The organism is Desulfotalea psychrophila LSv54, from assembly GCF_000025945.1.
Lineage (GTDB): Bacteria > Desulfobacterota > Desulfobulbia > Desulfobulbales > Desulfocapsaceae > Desulfotalea > Desulfotalea psychrophila.
In genome coordinates this window covers 1,160,261-1,176,266 of the sequence record NC_006138.1, presented here as the reverse complement: position 1 = coordinate 1,176,266, position 16,006 = coordinate 1,160,261, and the positions used below count along the sequence as shown (strand labels likewise).

Here is a 16,006-nt window from a genome sequence, read left to right as displayed (position 1 = left end):
TTTGAATTTCCGCTCGTCCCCGTTTTTCCCGCCCCCCTACCAAACAACTCTAAAAACTTCACTTGTCACAGTCCACTCTATTTATTACAAACAGAGCTCATAGGCGAAAGGCCTAATACAGGCCCCAGCCATTAACCACATTTGAGACATAGGGATACATCCATGGAACTTATCAAAATCATATGCGCAATCATACTGCCACCCTTAGGCGCCTTTCTCCAGGTTGGTATCGGCAAACACTTCTGGATTAATATTATTTTAACCCTATGCGGATATATCCCCGGGATTGTCCATGCCGTATGGGTTGTGGCAAAAAACAAATAAGGAGAGAAGAGATGAAAATTAAGACAATACTGCTTATCGCCCTGCTGGCCTTAGCATTTTCAATCACGGCCTGTGACCAAGAGGGCGGCGCAGAAAAAGTAGGCAAAAAAATAGATAAGGCCTTTAACGCAGAGCAAGCTGGTAAAAAAATCGACACAATCTTCAGCTCAGTAAAAGAAAAGATCCACGAGGCCACAGAATAGGCTCAGCCCTTGCGGAAGAGGCAAGCCTCTTCCGCTCACCTGTACCCATGATGCCCCTCTACAACTATCGCCACCTTCCCTTCCCAAAAGAGCTCTACTCACCCAAGTTAGACCTTGCCCTAAGTTTTGTTTTTCCAGGGCCCCGTGATACCATTCCAACATGCGTACAATGCCATGTATCGCCCCTATGTAAAAACAGAGGAGAGTGAAAATGGGACCGGAATTTTTTTGGATGGGTGGAATGTGGATGTTTCCGATTTCTGTGATTGTTGCCCTACTGGTTGTCATCTACCTGATATTTGGCCGGGGAACTGCCAGAGGACCATGGTCTGACTCCGATCATGCGCAGGGTCCAGAGTCTGCCCTCGATATCCTGAAAAAACGATACGCCAGAGGAGAGATAAGCAAAGAAGAATTTGCACAGATAAAAAAAGATCTTCTCCAATAAGGGCAGATAATGGCTGAACAGGGCCGCTCAACAAAAGTCTTTCTATGGCTTCGACAAGCCGCCACACAACCTCCCGTCCACGCCCACACCACAATTTCAAAAGGACTCACAGCATCTTGCTATAAGCCACTTTCTTCGTTTCTGGACCTGCCTTAGAATCAGAGGGATTTTTCCGCTTCGATGATCTCCTGCAGGCCGGCATGGAGGCCAGTGATAATCTGTCGTTCGGAGATGCCCAGACGCCTTCTATTGCTAATATCAAAGACGGCACCATCCACCTCGGTCTTCTCACCGCCTGTGCCCCGAATCTGCAAATCATGTTTTTCGGTGAGAGCATCAAGTAGCTGCCGGTTACAGTTAAGCTTTTCCAGATAAATATGGACGCCGGCCCTCATGGTGGTACCAATATTGGTGGGACAGGAGCTCAAGTAGCCATAGCTCTCATCCCGAACAAAGTCCAGGCTCGCCTCAAGAGTCGTAAGAGCCCGACCAAGACGGTTGAAGACTGCGGCCAGATCAGCCGATCCCTCTTGGCTGATAATACGCATATGATCCTCTTCCCCCAGCCATATCCTAAGGCCCTTATCCGCTGAAAAGAAAATCCCCCTCGATTTTGGAAAATCGGCATTAAAGCCAGCCGCCTCCTGAAACCTGTCCCCCTTAGAAAAGATGAGCTTCTCAGCCCTGAGCGCGGCCATCTTCTCCGCCCCAAGCAGTTCAAAGGAGTGATACTCCCCCCTGAGATCATCTGCAAGAACGGAGAGGGCCGCTACAATCTTCTCCTCCAACCGTCTTCTCTCCTCCAGCTTAAGATGGTTGGTAAAGGGAAAGCCCCTGAGGTTTCTGGCCACCCGTACCCGGCTGGAGCGAATATATCTGCCCTCGGGGTCAAGGTTCGCAAGAGTTACTGCGGCCAGATCAGACTCCTGACGCACCTCCCCAGAAACCCCATGGTATTCCTCAATGATGGGATGTAAAATCGCTGCGAATGTCCGATAAGATTGGGCATCGCCCGCATATATGCCAATGGAACTATCCGGATTAAGCACTCCGGAGCGGATGGCCATGGCCAGGGTAAAGCCACTGTCCGTTGTTTCACCTTTGAGCGCCTGCAAGATCTCCGGGCTGAGGTATTTTTTGGCAAGGCCTGCGGCGTTTTCAGGAAATGGATTGGATTTCAAGGAGAGGCACCCGATTAGATAAGACTTTATGAGAGCACCAGAAAAACAGGGTAATTCCGGCACGGTTAGAAATTTAAAAGGTAAATTACCATATCTCAACGGCAATACCCAGCCCTAAGGAAATACCGACTGGCAGGGCAAGAGAGCATAACAAAAAGAGCCCCCGAACCTTAAAGGCTTCGGGGGCTCTTTTCTTAAAAGCATAACAACCGATACTCCAGCCTAGAACCCTAGAGAACGGCCTGGTAGATGGCAATAATATTTTCCATGCTCATCCGCCGCGGATTGGTGGCAGCACAGGCATCCTTCATGGCATTTTCGGCCATCATAACAAAATCTTCCGGATTGACTGTCTTACCATACTTAGCTGCCAGAGCGGTAAGGCTTGGTGGAATAGCCACATCATCCATCAGATCCCTGATCGCCTTAATTACATTAAGAGCCATCTCCCTCTGAGTGCGGGCCCCCTCTTTGACCCCAAGGAGGTCTGCCATCTCGGCAAAACGATCCATACAGGCAATCATATTGAACTCACAGACATAGGGCAGAAGGATTGCGTTACACTCACCATGGGGTAAATTGAGATAACCGCCAAGCTGATGGGCCATGGCATGCACATAGCCAAGCCCTGCGTTATTAAAGGCCATCCCCGCCTGATACTGGGCATAACACATCGCCTCACGAGCCTCAACATTGCGACCATTCCCCACGGCACGACGCAGATACTTGGCAATCAACTTAATTGCCTTTTCAGCATTGGCATCGGTCATATGGGTAGCATCGGTGGAGACAAATGCTTCAATAGCGTGAGTCAGGGCGTCAAGACCGGTTGCAGCGGTAAGACCGGGAGGAAGGCCCAACATCAGATCAGGATCATCCATGGCAAGGCGAGGAGTTACACGACGATCGACAATTGTCATCTTCACCTTACGCACACTGTCGGTGATGATACAGAAACGAGTCATCTCCGAGGCAGTTCCTGCTGTGGTGTTAATCGCAATAAAACTCGGCATACGAGCATGAGATTTATTGACACCTTCATAGTCATGAATTCTGCCACCGTTGGTTGCCACCAGGCCAATACCCTTACCACAATCATGGGCACTACCACCACCAAGGGTAATAATAGAGTCACAACCATGGGCCACATATGCGGCAAGACCAGCTTCAACATTTTTATCGGTTGGGTTGGGCACAGTCTCATCATAAACAGCACAGGCCATGCCAGCCTTTTCTAATATACCTACGATGGTTGCAGTAACGCCAAGAGCAGTCATCCCCTTATCAGTAACAACCAGGGGCTTTGTTCCCTGAATTGCAACAAGTCGTTCCGGTAACTCTCTGATTGCTCCTGAACCTATAACCGTTATCGGTGGCATAATAAACTCAACAGGCTTTGTCGTCTGATTACACATTATCTCTCGTCCTTCAAAAATAAAAATTAATATAAATACAATATAACAAATTATAAATTCAATGCCTTAAGGCATAATGTTTCTTTTCTAGCAAGGTTCCTATAGGGTCAAGAGAATCATCTGCAAGACAGGGCAGAAGAAGAGGAGTCTGGTCTCAGGATAGTAAGCTACTTTAATGGACCCCTCAGAGGCAATGCCATATTCACATCCGCACGATTACACTCAAAGCAGAGGCAAAGAGCCATCAGCTACTAGACGTGTCAGTCTAAAAGTGAGTAATCTACTCAGAACAGAGTAAGAAGAAAAAGTTAAACATTTTAAAATAGCATCTTTATCTTGTTTGCGCAAGAAAACTATCGCCCCAGCCCCTCGACCCAGCCCCGGAAGCACAGATAAACATACTGTTAAAATTTGATTTTATTAGCCTCAAGGCCACATAAAATACGCCCGTATAAAATTTCTACCCTAAAAAAACGACAAAAGCGTAAGAGGCACCCCAGAAGGCAGTCCCTTGCCCATGCGTTTGCCCCAGAAAATCGCCAGGATAAAAGAGAAGACTCAACCCATATATTTTTCATAGAATTTCTTTGAGTTATGCCCCGGACGCAACCAGAACTTAAGCTCAACCTTTATCCTTGACCGAAAGAAAATAACATGGTATTTATTGTGCACGTTGTGCACTCGTAGCTCAGCTGGATAGAGCACCAGGCTTCGAACCTGGGTGTCAGGGGTTCGAATCCCTTCGGGTGCACCAGAAATTATCCGCAATGCCCAGTATGTTTTCATACTGGGCATTGCTGTTTCTGCTGTACACTACAGGAGGTTTGCGCCATGTCAAAACAGTTCAGCCTGGTTGATTCTATACCCGCATCAACCAAGGCCCCCCTCGCAGAACGCGCCCGTCCACAGAAACTTGAAGAGATCCATGGCCAGAACAAGCTACTGGAAAAAGGTTCTATCCTACGTTCCATGATAGAGCAGGATGACTACTCATCCTTCATTCTCTGGGGCCCTCCCGGCACCGGCAAGACCACCATCGCCCGCTTCATCGAAACCCACACCAAACATATCTTCGCCTCTCTCAGTGCCGTCCTTACTAAAATTGCCGAGGTAAAGGCCCTGATGGAACAGGCCCGCTTTCGCCTACAGGCAGAAGGGCAAAAGACTCTGGTCTTTGTCGATGAAATTCACCGCTTTAACAAATCACAACAGGATGCCTTTCTTCCCTATGTGGAATCAGGTGCCATTGTTCTTTTAGGGGCGACCACAGAAAACCCCTCCTTTGAGGTAATCTCCGCCCTTCTCTCCCGCTGCCATGTCTTCACCCTTCAGCCACTCTCTATTGAAGATATAAAATCCATCATGACCAGAGCCCTAAAAGAGATCCCCAGAGAGATTCATATAAGCGATCAGGCCCTAACAATGCTTGCCGAAAAATCCGGAGGAGACGGACGCAAGGCCCTCAACCACTTGGAAACAGTTGCCAGGAGCGGAGCGACGGGAGACAGTATTGACATAGAAAAGGCGATACAGGCAATCTCGCAGCGATCACTCTTTTACGATAAACGGGGAGAGGAGCACTTCAACCTCATCTCCGCCCTACAGAAATCCATCCGTGGCAGTGACCCACAGGCGGCAATATACTGGCTGGCCCGAATGTTAGAGTCGGGGGAAGACCCCATGTATATCACCCGCAGGCTGGTTCGAATCGCCACGGAAGATGTTGGCCTTGCCGACCCACAGGCACTTGTTCAAGCCGTGGCCTGCAAAGATGCAGTCCACTTCTTGGGCATGCCGGAGGCCAATACGGTCATGACCCAACTGGTTATCTATCTGGCCACCGCCCCAAAGAGCAACCGGGTTGAAATTGCCTACCTCCAGGCTCGGGAAGATGCCCTGAAAACCGGACAACACAAGGTGCCTCTGGATATCTGCAACGCCCCCACCAGACTTATGGCTGAACTGGGATACAAGAAGAACTACCGCTACTCCCACGACTACGAAAACAGCTACAGCTACCAACGATACTTCCCAGAGGAAATGGAGGAACAGGAGTACTACAAGCCCTCATCCTTCGGCTTTGAAAAAGATATCCAGAAACGCCTGGACTGGTGGCAGGCACTGAAGGCAGAACAACTCAAGAAAAAGCCCTAGGAGTCTGTCGGACTTTTTTTAAAAAACCACAGAAGCACAGAGAACACGGAGTTTTTGTATGAGATAAAATTAGTTAGCGAGTAAGAGCGGCTACAATTTTTTCCTCTATCTGATTAACCGTTTTTCGCTTTTCGCCACTTCGCTACGCTTCGCTGTTGCTTTTTAATTAATTCCCTCTGTGTCCTCAGTGCTCTCTGTGGTTAACTGTTATACTGTACTAGCCCAGGGCCAGCCAGAAGCCAACAGCCACCATCATCACTCCGGCAAGACGGTTAATCCGTTGCACATTGCCCCTCTTCTGCAAAAACTTGCGCAGGGTCTTACCGCCCTGAGCATAGAAGAGGAGAAAGCAGAACTCAATGATCAGAATAAAAGAGACAAGCATACTCAGCTGAAGCGTAAGAGGCTGGCTGGCATCGATAAAGGGCGGCAAGAGAGAGACAAAAAAGGCCCAACCCTTAGGATTGGCAACGGCTGTGACAAAGCCCTGAACCACCAGCTCTTTTCGTCCGGAACTAGCCTGTCCCCCATCGCCAAACTCATGAACGGCCATCCGCCCACAACTCCGCCAGAGCTGAATACCGAGCCAGCAGAGGTAGGTGGCGCCAATATACTTCAAAACCATAAAGACAGAAGGATAGCGAAGCATTATCGAGGCAACGCCCACAACAGCCGCAATGGCCACCAGTCCAACCCCCACCAACTCCCCCGCCATCATCCACAGGGTGCGGCGAACGCCAATGGTCATCCCCAGAGTCATGGAGAGAGTCATACACATCCCAGGGGTTGCCGAGACAATGATAAAGGTAGGAACAAAGAGGGAAAGAAGAGAAAGATTCATAGCGTCACACCCAAGAAAAAAACAAAAAAATTGTATATCTACAAATAATCAGAACAATACTTTATTTAATAATCCAGCAACAAAATTTTTAACAGCACTTTCTCTCTTTTTTGCAGACAATTCTGTACAGGTCTCCTCTCTTTGCTTGATAAATTTGTAAACTTTTGCTAATTATTTTCTCTTTTGAACAAGATTATTGCTTAATCGTTTACCAAACGACTAAGTTCCGGCCCCTCACCGAGAAAAACCTAACAACTTTTTGCCAGGAGTTAGCATGTCTAAAAAATTGATCACAGGTCTCATTGTTACCTTAGCCCTCAGCTTCAGCCTCAGCACCAGCGCCCTTGCCCGTACCGTCGTCAACGGCATTGATGCGAACTATCCCCCCTTTGCCTATGTAGACAAAAACGGTGTACCTGCAGGCTTTGACGTTGACAGCATGAACTGGATTGCCAAACACATGGATTTTGAGGTTATACATAAGCCCATGGAGTGGTCCACCATTGTCCAGGCCGTTGCTTCTAAAAAAATTGACACCGTTATGTCCGGCATGACCATCACCCCGGAACGCAAAGCACAGGTTAACTTCTCCGACATTTACTGGTCTGTAAAAAATGTCTTTGTAGTCAAGAAAGATAGTCAGCTCACCACCGATTCTATCCTTGCATCTAAGGGCCGTGTAGGGTATCAAACAGGAACCAGCGACGGCAAATGGCTCGACAAAGAAAATAAGGCTCAAGGTTGGGGACTTCAATTACGCCAATACGACTCCTCCCCACAGATCATATCTGAAGTACTCAACGGTCGACTTCTTGCAGGTGAGATGAACATGACTCCTGCCCACGATGCAATTTCCAAGGGTGTACCTGTTAAGATTGCAGGAAACATCGGTGAGCACGAAGACTTTGGTGTTGCCGTCCGCTACGATGACAAAGAACTCTTAAAAATCATCAACCAAGGCTTGAAAGATCTCATGGCTGATCCATACTATGAGCAGCTTAAACAAAAGTACTTTGCTTCTAAATAATTAGACACAACTGCTTTTAGCAATAAACGAAGATACACAAAGAGCGGTGTCTACCCTGTACACACCGCTCTTTTTTCGTTGGGAGATTGGAAAATGTTACTGCAAAAATTATCCGTTGTTCTTGATGCCCTACCGTATATCCTTCAAGGGGCAGGCGTCACTCTCATTATTGTTGGAGGCGCCATGTGCTTGGGCCTTGCTCTGGGAATCCCCTTTGCCCTAGGCCAGGTCTATGGCCCCCGCCCCGTTCGTTATTTCATTAGTTTATACGTATGGTTCTTTCGCGGGGTACCAATTCTTATCCTGATGTTCTTGTTTTACTTCGGAGTGTTTGAGCTACTGGGTTTAAACCTTTCAGCCCTCACCACCACAGCCTTGGTGCTGGGAATGACAAGCGCCGCCTACCAATCCCAAATTTTCAAAGGTGCTATTCTCTCCCTTCCCCATGGCCAGATCCGGGCAGCAGAGGCACTGGGCATGAATCGGCCCCAGGCCATCTGTTCCATTGTCCTGCCTCAGGCTATGCGAGTCTCCATCCCTGCTTGGTCAAATGAATATTCAATCATATTAAAAGATTCGGCACTTGCCTATGTGGTTGGTGCCATGGATATGTTTACCCGCACCCACTTTGTCGCCTCCCGAACCTATGAACATTTAACTCTTTTTATTTTTGTCGGTCTTCTTTACCTTATCATCACCGTTATCGGCGTAAAAGTACTCGCCAGACTTGAAAAGAAGCTACATATTCCTGGCTACACAGCGTAAAAGGCATCACAATATTATGACAAGCCCAGTACTCTTTGCCCGTAACATAAATGTTACTCTAGGTGGCAACCCCATACTCAAAAATGTATCTCTGAATATGCCCAAGGGCTCTCTTAAGGTACTTATCGGCCCCTCCGGTGCCGGTAAATCAACCTTTCTCCAGACCCTCAATTACCTCATCCCCTACGATAGCGGCAAGCTTGAGCTCCATGGCAAAGTCGTTGATGTTGACAACAAAAAAGAACTCTATGCCTACCGTCAACAGGTGGGAATGATCTTTCAGGATTTCAATCTATTTGACCATCTCAACGCCATAGATAATGTTGCCATTGCCCTACGCAAGGTTAAGGGAATGAAAAAAAGCGAGGCCAATATCCGAGCCATGGCAGAACTAACAAGGGTCGGTCTGGAAGAGAAGGGAGATCTCTACCCGGCAGAACTCTCCGGAGGCCAAAAACAACGAGTGGCCATCGCCCGAGCCCTGGCAATGGACCCCACCGTCCTCCTCCTTGACGAACCCACCTCTGCCCTTGATCCTGAGCTGGTAGGCGAGGTACTCTCAGTTATTCGAGATCTGACCAAGGCAGGACTTACCATGGTCATGGCCACCCATCAGATGGACTTTGCCCGCGCCCTTGCCCATGAGATCGTATTTATGCAGGATGGCGAAATTATCGAGCAGGGAAGCCCTGCAGAACTCCTGAGGGAGGGAAGCAAGACGAGAACAGGTGATTTCTGTGCACGCCTTGAAATGTCTATCGACGAGGAATAACTGAATATGGATCCCTTTTATAGCCAGGAACTTATTCCCGCCCTCAACCGTGGACTCATTACCAGCGTAATGCTCATCGTCCCCTCGGCTATCTTCGGCCTGCTGGGCGGCGTTGTCATTGGCACCCTCCGGGTCTTCGGCAATGCCCCGGTTCGACGTCTTTTCAATATTTACGCCTCTGTTTTTCGGGGTGTTCCGCTTATGGTCCAGCTCTTTATCCTCTATTACGGCCTACCCAATATCGGCATCTATCTAGACGCCTATGGTGCCGCAGTCATTGGATTTATTCTCTGTAGTTCCGCCTACAATTCTGAATATATCAGGGGCGCACTGCAAGCAATCAAAAGCGGCCAGCTTAAGGCTGGAGCAGCACTTGGCATGAGCAAGGTACAAACCATTGTCTGGATCGTCATTCCCCAAGCCTTTCGCAAGGCCCTACCAGGATGCGGCAATGAGGTTATCTACCTGATAAAATACTCTTCTCTTGCTTATATTGTCAGCTGTATTGAGCTCACCGGTGAAGCCCGGGCTATAGCATCCCAAACCTTTCGCTTCACCGAGGCCTTCACCGTTGTCGCCTGCTACTATCTTATCCTGGTCACCATCGCCAGCTACATTCTAAAGAGGGTGGAAAAACGGCTTGAAATCCCCGGTTTTGGCATTGTCAAATAAAGCCTACCAACAGATAAAAAAAAAGCCCGTTAGAGTCAGACTCTAACGGGCTTTTTTTATTCTATAAAGAGGACTACCTACTCCTCCTCTGTCTCCGTACCTGGCATTGTGGTAATGGAAAAGCCATTATCAACATGCAGGACCTGACCGGTCACCGCTGCAGCCAAATCACTTGCCAGAAAGGCCGCGCTACCACCGACCTCTTCAATGGTTACACAACGCTTGATAGCAGCTGCCCGTTCGAACTGAGTCAGCATCTTACGAAAATTTGAGATGCCCGCGGCAGCAAGGGTACGAATAGGCCCTGCTGAAATGGCATTGACACGAATATCCTCACGGCCAAGGCTAGCAGCCATATAACGTACATTGGCCTCCAGAGATGCCTTGGCAAGCCCCATGACATTATAATTTGGCAAAGCCCGCTCAGCGCCAAGATAGGTCAGAGTTATCAGAGAAGATTTTTCATTAAGATAGGGACGAGCCTCCTTAGCCATGGCAACAAAGCTATAAGAGCTGATGTCATGGGCTACCTGAAACCCTTCACGGGTAACCGCATTCACATAGTCACCGACGAGGGTCTCCTTAGGGGCAAAACCGATTGCATGAACAAAGCCATCAAACTTTGGCCACTCCTGAGCAAGATCGGTAAAAAGATCCTTTATCTGTTCATCGGAGGCAACATCACAGGGGTAGAGCAGGGTAGAGCCACAACGCTCCGCCACTTTTTCCACACGGCTTTTCAACTTTTCATTAAGGTATGTAAAGGCAAGTTCCGCACCCTGTTGATACATTGCATCCGCAATACCAGTTGCAATAGATCTCTCACTTGCAATACCCGCAATCAATATTTTCTTACCTGTTAAAATACCCATTAATTTTCCCTTAATATTTTTTATATAAAAGTTTGCCCTGCTACTTTTACACGAGTGTTACAAATTATACTTGGCGTAATTATTCTCAAGAGGCAAAAGCAGAAACGAACAAAGCAGCATGTCTGCACCACAAAATAGAATACATTCCACTTTTTTGCAATATTGTTCGCCCAAGATGGAACTCTTAGAACAAAAAAACATGCAGATAGATAGAAGAGACAGCCAGACACAAGCTTCCCCACGGAGGCCCTATCCCCTCTACTGAACAGGCAAAATTTGCCTTAATTCACCTTATACAGTACAAAGAAGTCACAACTATCTCTAATTTAAAATGGATTTCCCATGAAAAAAAGAATTCTCCTCTGCATCTTCCTCTTATTTGCCCTTCCTGCCCAAGCTGAAGAGCTTATCACAGTTCCACCCGCTGAAAAACAGGACTGGCAAAACTTTATTGATGGCGCAGAGGATAATTACAGCATGCAAGCAAGGGCCGCCGAGGCCATGCATAGCCTTGATTCCAGAATCGATGAGGTAGTGATCAAGATCAACCGTGACCTCGACCAACAGGCCATCACCCTCCTTAAAAGCAACCAAACAGCTTGGGAAAAGCAGATCTGCACCAAATGCATTTTCTTGGCAGATTCCTATCGTGGCGGCAGCCACAAAGGTCTTGCCTATGGAGACTGCGTTATCCAGGAGCAAAAGGTACGAATAGCAGAGCTCAAGCAGATGCATGAGTATAGAATCTCACCCTAAGTGATCAATCTCAAGAATGGCAGGCCAGCATGGGCAGAACAGAGAGCCCTCAAACAACCTACCTGCAACAACCTTCCCTAGCCAGAGATAAGATGATGACGACCAACGGTAATAGCTCACCAACGAGTTTTTAAGCCATATTATATCATACCAACAGGAACAGAGAGCATGAAAAATTATCTCTTCTTTATACTACTCCTCACAATCATCCCCTCCCTGGCCATGGCCGAGGGGGTGAAAAAGAATGTACTCTTCCTCAACTCCTACCAAAACGGCTACGCCTGGTCAGATAAAATCGTTGAAGGTGCCCGGGATGTCTTTAGCAAAAGCGGAATGCCCATCGAACTCCACATTGAATATATGGACACAAAGAGGTTCAATAGCCCTGAATACTTAAGCAATATAAGCAAACACTACAGCCTTAAATACAGGGACTATACCTTCTCAGCCATAATTGTTTCTGATAACAACGCCCTTGATTTTATGCTTCGCCATCACGACAATCTCTTCCCGGGGGTTCCCGTTATCTTCTGTGGTATAAATAACTTCAAACCACAGTTACTTGAAAAGAAGATGAACTATGCCGGTGTTCTTGAAAGCCCTGATATAAAAGAAAACATACGACTGGCATTAAGATTCCAGCCTCACCTAAAAAAGTTTGTTGTCATTGGCAACAGCTCGGTCACATCCCAGGCGATCATGGCAGAAATAGATAAGGCGGGAAAATCCTTTAAAGGAGAGATCATCTTTGACTATTGGGTCGACTACTCCCTGGCCGACCTCCTCTTTAAAATCAGAAATTTGCAAGAAGATGAGGTTGTTTTCTATACCCCCTTTTACACAGAGTCACACCATGAGGCCTACTCTGCCGAGGAGATCCTCAACATAATTTACCAAAACAGCCCGGTGATGACCTTTACAGTTTGGCAGTTCTTACTGGGCCATGGCACCGTAGGCGGAAAACTAGTCTCAGGACATGACCAGGGCCAACAGGCTGCCAATATTGCAATTAATCTATTCCAAACCGGGTCCTTCCCTACTGAACGCATCATGCCCTCCCCCATCGAGCGCTACATGTTTGACGACAAGGTACTGAAAAAATTCAAGATAAACAAAAAACTCCTTCCCACGGGAAGCACTGTTATCAATGGTCCAACATCCTTCTATAAGCTGAACAAACGATTCTTCTGGACAATTATAGTCTCGTTGGTCACCCTCACCTTCATCCTTGTCCTCCTTATCATCTCAGTCCTGCAACGACGTAGGGTAGAAAAGGAAATTAAGGCCCAACTCTCCTTCCAGGAAATTTTAATGAACACCATCCCCCTCCTGGTTTTCTGGAAGGATAAAAATCAAAAATATCTTGGGGCCAATAGATCCTTCACCGATTTTTTTGGCCTGGGGAATCCCCAAACTATCATCGGCTCCAACGACCGGAAACTACAACTGGATATGGACTTTGCCAGACACGCAGCCACCTGGGATCGAGAGGTAATAGAGTCCGGCCATCCCCGTTTACGCATCAGCTGGACGGTCAGCAATGGCAAGGGCAAACCCATCTGGCTGGAGATCAACAAGGTACCTCTCTACGATGGAGGAGGACGGGTCATGGGGACACTCTCAACTGCCCAGGACATCACCCGCCGAATCAGCCTTGAAAAACAGCTGCTCCAGTCGCAAAAAATGGAGGCAGTGGGCACCTTGGTTGGTGGAATATCTCATGATTTCAACAACATTCTCACTTCTATCATGAACTCTGTTGAACTTGCCATCACCGATATCGAAAAAGAGTCCATGACATGGACAGATCTGGATAGAGCAAGAAAAGCAGCATATCGGGGAAGCCGACTGGTAAAGCAGATTTTAACCTTTAGCCGCCTCTCCCAGGAGGGTTTTAAACCCACCAATATTATAGAGGTCATCCGAGAAACAATCGATTTTATAACCTCTTCCCTGCCAAAAAATATCGACATCCAATGCCAGTTACCAACGGATACCCCGCTAATAATGGCTGATCCCACCCAGATTCAACAGATCATCATGAATCTTTGCACCAACTCCTTCCAATCCCTCCGGGCCCGGGGAGGCACAATCAGACTTTCTCTGAAGCAGATAGAGCTTGAAGAGGAAGCGGCACAGCTCATAGGGGTCTCTGCCGGCAGATACCTAAACGTTGAAATCCGCGATAACGGTCCCGGCATCCACGCGGATATAATTAATAAAATATTCGATCCCTTTTTTACCACCAAGGGAAAGACGGAGGGAACAGGTCTGGGCCTTGCCGTTGTCCATGGCCTGATAAAAGGCCACAACGGAGCCATTACCGTTTCAAGTCTACCCAACATTCGTACCAGCTTTGAAATCTATCTACCGATAAAAGAGATTGATAATGAACTGAAGATAAAGAACCATGATCTTCTCCCAGTAGGCGATGAGCATATTCTCTTTATCGAGGATGACCAGGAACAGCTTGAGACAACTCCGAGAATTCTCAAAACCCTTGGCTACAAAATAACCACGGCAAGTTCCCCCAATGCCGCCTATAAGCTCATCACAGACGCCCCCAAGTACTTCCATCTGGTGGTTTCCGATTACGATATGCCGGAGATGAACGGCATAGAACTTGCTAAAAAAGTAGAAAAAATTGCCCCACACATACCCTTTATGATTGTTTCAGGGCGACGAAATATCACCGAGTATGCGGCCAAGGCCCCCAATGTCATAAATGTCCTTATGAAGCCCTATAGCAAAACAGCCCTGGCCACCACCATACGCCAGGCCATTGCAAAATCGGAGTTTTCCAATGAATAACATTCTCATCATCGACAACGATGTTCACGTCTGCGAAACAATCGCCAGCCTTGTTATACGCCAAAAGCACCAGTGCACTGCTGCCCATACCATTGCCAGTGGCCTTGAGTTACTGCAGAGCGTCAAATTCGACCTGGTCTTCCTCGATGTATCCCTGCCCGACGGTAATGGTCTGACCTTTTTAACCAGAATAAAGGAGTCCGTTGGCCAACCAGAGGTCATTATCTTAACAGGCAAGAGTGATGTCCACGGGGCAGAGCAGGCCATTCAGGATGGTGCCTGGGATTTTCTGGTTAAACCCACCTCCATAGAACAGATCACACTCTCTATGAAACAGGCCCTTAATTTCCATCACTATAAAAAGGATCAGCTGACCAGTGACCCCCTAAACCTGGATCGGATTATAGGGGAGAGCCCGCAGATGAGAACCTGTTATGAACTGGTGGCTGACGCGGCAAGATCCGATGCCAACATCCTCATTAACGGCGAAACGGGTACCGGCAAGGAACTCTTTGCCCGGACAATTCACGATAACTCGGCCCGTGCCAGCAGAGAGTTTGTCGTAGTCGACTGTGCCTCCCTAACCGAAACCCTCATTGAAAGCACCCTCTTTGGCTATGTCAAAGGTGCCTTCACCGGGGCCCAGACCGACAAAAAGGGCCTGATTCCGCTCGCCGACAAGGGCACCCTCTTCCTGGACGAAATCGGTGAGCTCCCCATCTCGGTGCAAAAATCTCTTCTTAGGGTCCTCCAGGAACGCAGCTACAGACCGGTGGGAGAATCACGCGAATACACAAGCGATTTTCGCCTCATTGCCGCAACAAACAGAGATTTGAAGATCATGGCGGCAGAAGGAGATTTCCGCCAGGATCTGCTCTATCGCATACACACCATCCAGTTCTGTCTCCCCCCCCTGCGGAGAAGAACAGGCGATATACGTGAACTCACCAAATTCAAACTACAGCAGCTCAGTGAGCAGTATCAACTTGAAGCAAAGGCAGTCAACTCCGATTTTTATGAGGTACTGAACAACTACGACTGGCCGGGCAATGTCCGCCAGCTGTTCAACGTCATTGAACGAGCATTTATTGCCGCAGGTAATAGCGAAACCATATACCTCATGCATCTCCCCCCCGACCTGCGCGTCAGCATGGCCAGGTCAAATCTGGAGAAGAAAGAACAGCCAGCCCCCGCAGAGGATGCTCCTCAACAGGGATCGACGGCAAGAGCGCAGGACGCTGAACTAGCCATGGATACACTGCCAACCCTTAAGGTTTTCAAGGATGAGACAGAAAAAAAATACCTAGAGGAACTGACGAAAAGATACCTGGATAATACCCATGAATGCCTTAAAATTTCGGGCCTCTCCAGGTCACACTTCTACGCCCTCCTCAAAAAACATAATATTCAGCCATAGCCTCCCCCGGTACTTTCCACCAAGCCCTCCATTTACCAAACGGACCTGTCCGAAAAAACAGACTACGGCCGGTCTTTTTTTCCGGACACTGTTTTCTCCTTAAATAAAGGGGTGTTACCGATGGCCAATGATTTTAAAGGTCAAAAAGAAAAGTAGCTAGCCCCCACCCACCTCTGGCCATTCCCCATAACCCTGTCCTTTCTTTCAGACAGAGCCCTCCCCTCCTTCATCTCCCGCCTACCTCTGAAAATAAAATATGCTGTAATAACAGATAAGTAAAACTTATCAACTCTATTGGCATGCTTATTGAAAGATAGAGCATAAGCTCTCTATATTTACACAGAGTGA

General features: G+C 47.9%; 15 protein-coding genes and 1 tRNA gene. 12 read left to right on the top strand and 4 right to left on the bottom strand.

The features are described from left to right. The first annotated feature begins 162 nt into the window (after positions 1-162). From DP_RS17355 to DP_RS05225, 3 genes are all read left to right on the top strand, one after another. On the top strand, positions 163-324 hold the full coding sequence (locus DP_RS17355; RefSeq protein ID WP_041277657.1) for a YqaE/Pmp3 family membrane protein: 162 nt from the start codon (positions 163-165) through the stop codon (positions 322-324). An 11-nt stretch (positions 325-335) separates the two neighbouring features. Then, on the top strand, positions 336-527 hold the full coding sequence (locus DP_RS05230) for a hypothetical protein (protein ID WP_041277656.1): 192 nt from the start codon (positions 336-338) through the stop codon (positions 525-527). Between the two features lie 211 nt (positions 528-738). Continuing rightward, on the top strand, positions 739-975 hold the full coding sequence (locus DP_RS05225; protein WP_041277655.1) for an SHOCT domain-containing protein: 237 nt from the start codon (positions 739-741) through the stop codon (positions 973-975). Between the two features lie 158 nt (positions 976-1,133). Here DP_RS05225 and DP_RS05220 read toward each other — a convergent pair whose 3' ends face one another. Together DP_RS05220 and DP_RS05215 are read right to left on the bottom strand one after the other, a co-directional pair. Beyond that, a complete protein-coding gene (locus tag DP_RS05220; RefSeq protein ID WP_041278387.1) occupies positions 1,134-2,156 on the bottom strand; it encodes a phosphagen kinase in 1,023 nt (340 codons plus the stop codon). A gap of 230 nt (positions 2,157-2,386) precedes the next feature. Continuing rightward, on the bottom strand, positions 2,387-3,571 hold the full coding sequence (locus tag DP_RS05215; RefSeq protein WP_011188277.1) for an iron-containing alcohol dehydrogenase: 1,185 nt from the start codon (positions 3,569-3,571) through the stop codon (positions 2,387-2,389). A 677-nt stretch (positions 3,572-4,248) separates the two neighbouring features. Between DP_RS05215 and DP_RS05210 the strand changes: the two genes are divergently transcribed. Continuing rightward, a tRNA-Arg gene (locus DP_RS05210) sits at positions 4,249-4,325 on the top strand. A gap of 77 nt (positions 4,326-4,402) precedes the next feature. Continuing rightward, positions 4,403-5,725, top strand: coding sequence for a replication-associated recombination protein A (locus DP_RS05205; protein ID WP_011188276.1), 1,323 nt, complete (start codon positions 4,403-4,405; stop codon positions 5,723-5,725). 217 nt (positions 5,726-5,942) lie between these two features. On the opposite strand, the gene DP_RS05200 is transcribed toward DP_RS05205, so the two are convergent. Continuing rightward, positions 5,943-6,566 (bottom strand): LysE family translocator, encoded by a 624-nt coding sequence (locus DP_RS05200; protein WP_011188275.1) that lies wholly within the window; start codon positions 6,564-6,566, stop codon positions 5,943-5,945. A gap of 274 nt (positions 6,567-6,840) precedes the next feature. Between DP_RS05200 and DP_RS05195 the strand changes: the two genes are divergently transcribed. From DP_RS05195 to DP_RS05180, 4 genes are all read left to right on the top strand, one after another. Beyond that, positions 6,841-7,593: an ABC transporter substrate-binding protein gene (locus tag DP_RS05195; RefSeq protein ID WP_041277654.1), complete on the top strand. Its 753-nt coding sequence runs from the start codon at positions 6,841-6,843 to the stop codon at positions 7,591-7,593. 93 nt (positions 7,594-7,686) lie between these two features. After that, positions 7,687-8,358 (top strand): amino acid ABC transporter permease, encoded by a 672-nt coding sequence (locus DP_RS05190; protein WP_041277653.1) that lies wholly within the window; start codon positions 7,687-7,689, stop codon positions 8,356-8,358. A gap of 16 nt (positions 8,359-8,374) precedes the next feature. Beyond that, the gene (locus tag DP_RS05185; RefSeq protein ID WP_041277652.1) at positions 8,375-9,130 is read left to right on the top strand and encodes an amino acid ABC transporter ATP-binding protein; all 756 of its coding nucleotides are present in this window, start codon (positions 8,375-8,377) and stop codon (positions 9,128-9,130) included. Between the two features lie 6 nt (positions 9,131-9,136). Beyond that, positions 9,137-9,802 (top strand): amino acid ABC transporter permease, encoded by a 666-nt coding sequence (locus tag DP_RS05180; protein ID WP_011188271.1) that lies wholly within the window; start codon positions 9,137-9,139, stop codon positions 9,800-9,802. A 77-nt stretch (positions 9,803-9,879) separates the two neighbouring features. Here the strand turns inward: DP_RS05180 and DP_RS05175 are convergent, their stop codons facing one another. After that, positions 9,880-10,674, bottom strand: a complete 795-nt coding sequence (locus DP_RS05175; protein ID WP_011188270.1) for an enoyl-ACP reductase FabI — start codon at positions 10,672-10,674, stop codon at positions 9,880-9,882. 342 nt (positions 10,675-11,016) lie between these two features. Here DP_RS05175 and DP_RS05170 point away from each other — a divergent pair, with 342 nt between their 5' ends. From DP_RS05170 to DP_RS05160, 3 genes are all read left to right on the top strand, one after another. Further along, positions 11,017-11,430 (top strand): lysozyme inhibitor LprI family protein, encoded by a 414-nt coding sequence (locus tag DP_RS05170; RefSeq protein ID WP_011188269.1) that lies wholly within the window; start codon positions 11,017-11,019, stop codon positions 11,428-11,430. 168 nt (positions 11,431-11,598) lie between these two features. Then, on the top strand, positions 11,599-14,241 hold the full coding sequence (locus DP_RS05165) for a hybrid sensor histidine kinase/response regulator (protein ID WP_011188268.1): 2,643 nt from the start codon (positions 11,599-11,601) through the stop codon (positions 14,239-14,241). Further along, a complete protein-coding gene (locus DP_RS05160; RefSeq protein ID WP_041277651.1) occupies positions 14,234-15,658 on the top strand; it encodes a sigma-54-dependent transcriptional regulator in 1,425 nt (474 codons plus the stop codon). The genes DP_RS05165 and DP_RS05160 overlap by 8 nt, the downstream gene beginning before the upstream one ends. Positions 15,659-16,006: the final 348 nt, after the last annotated feature.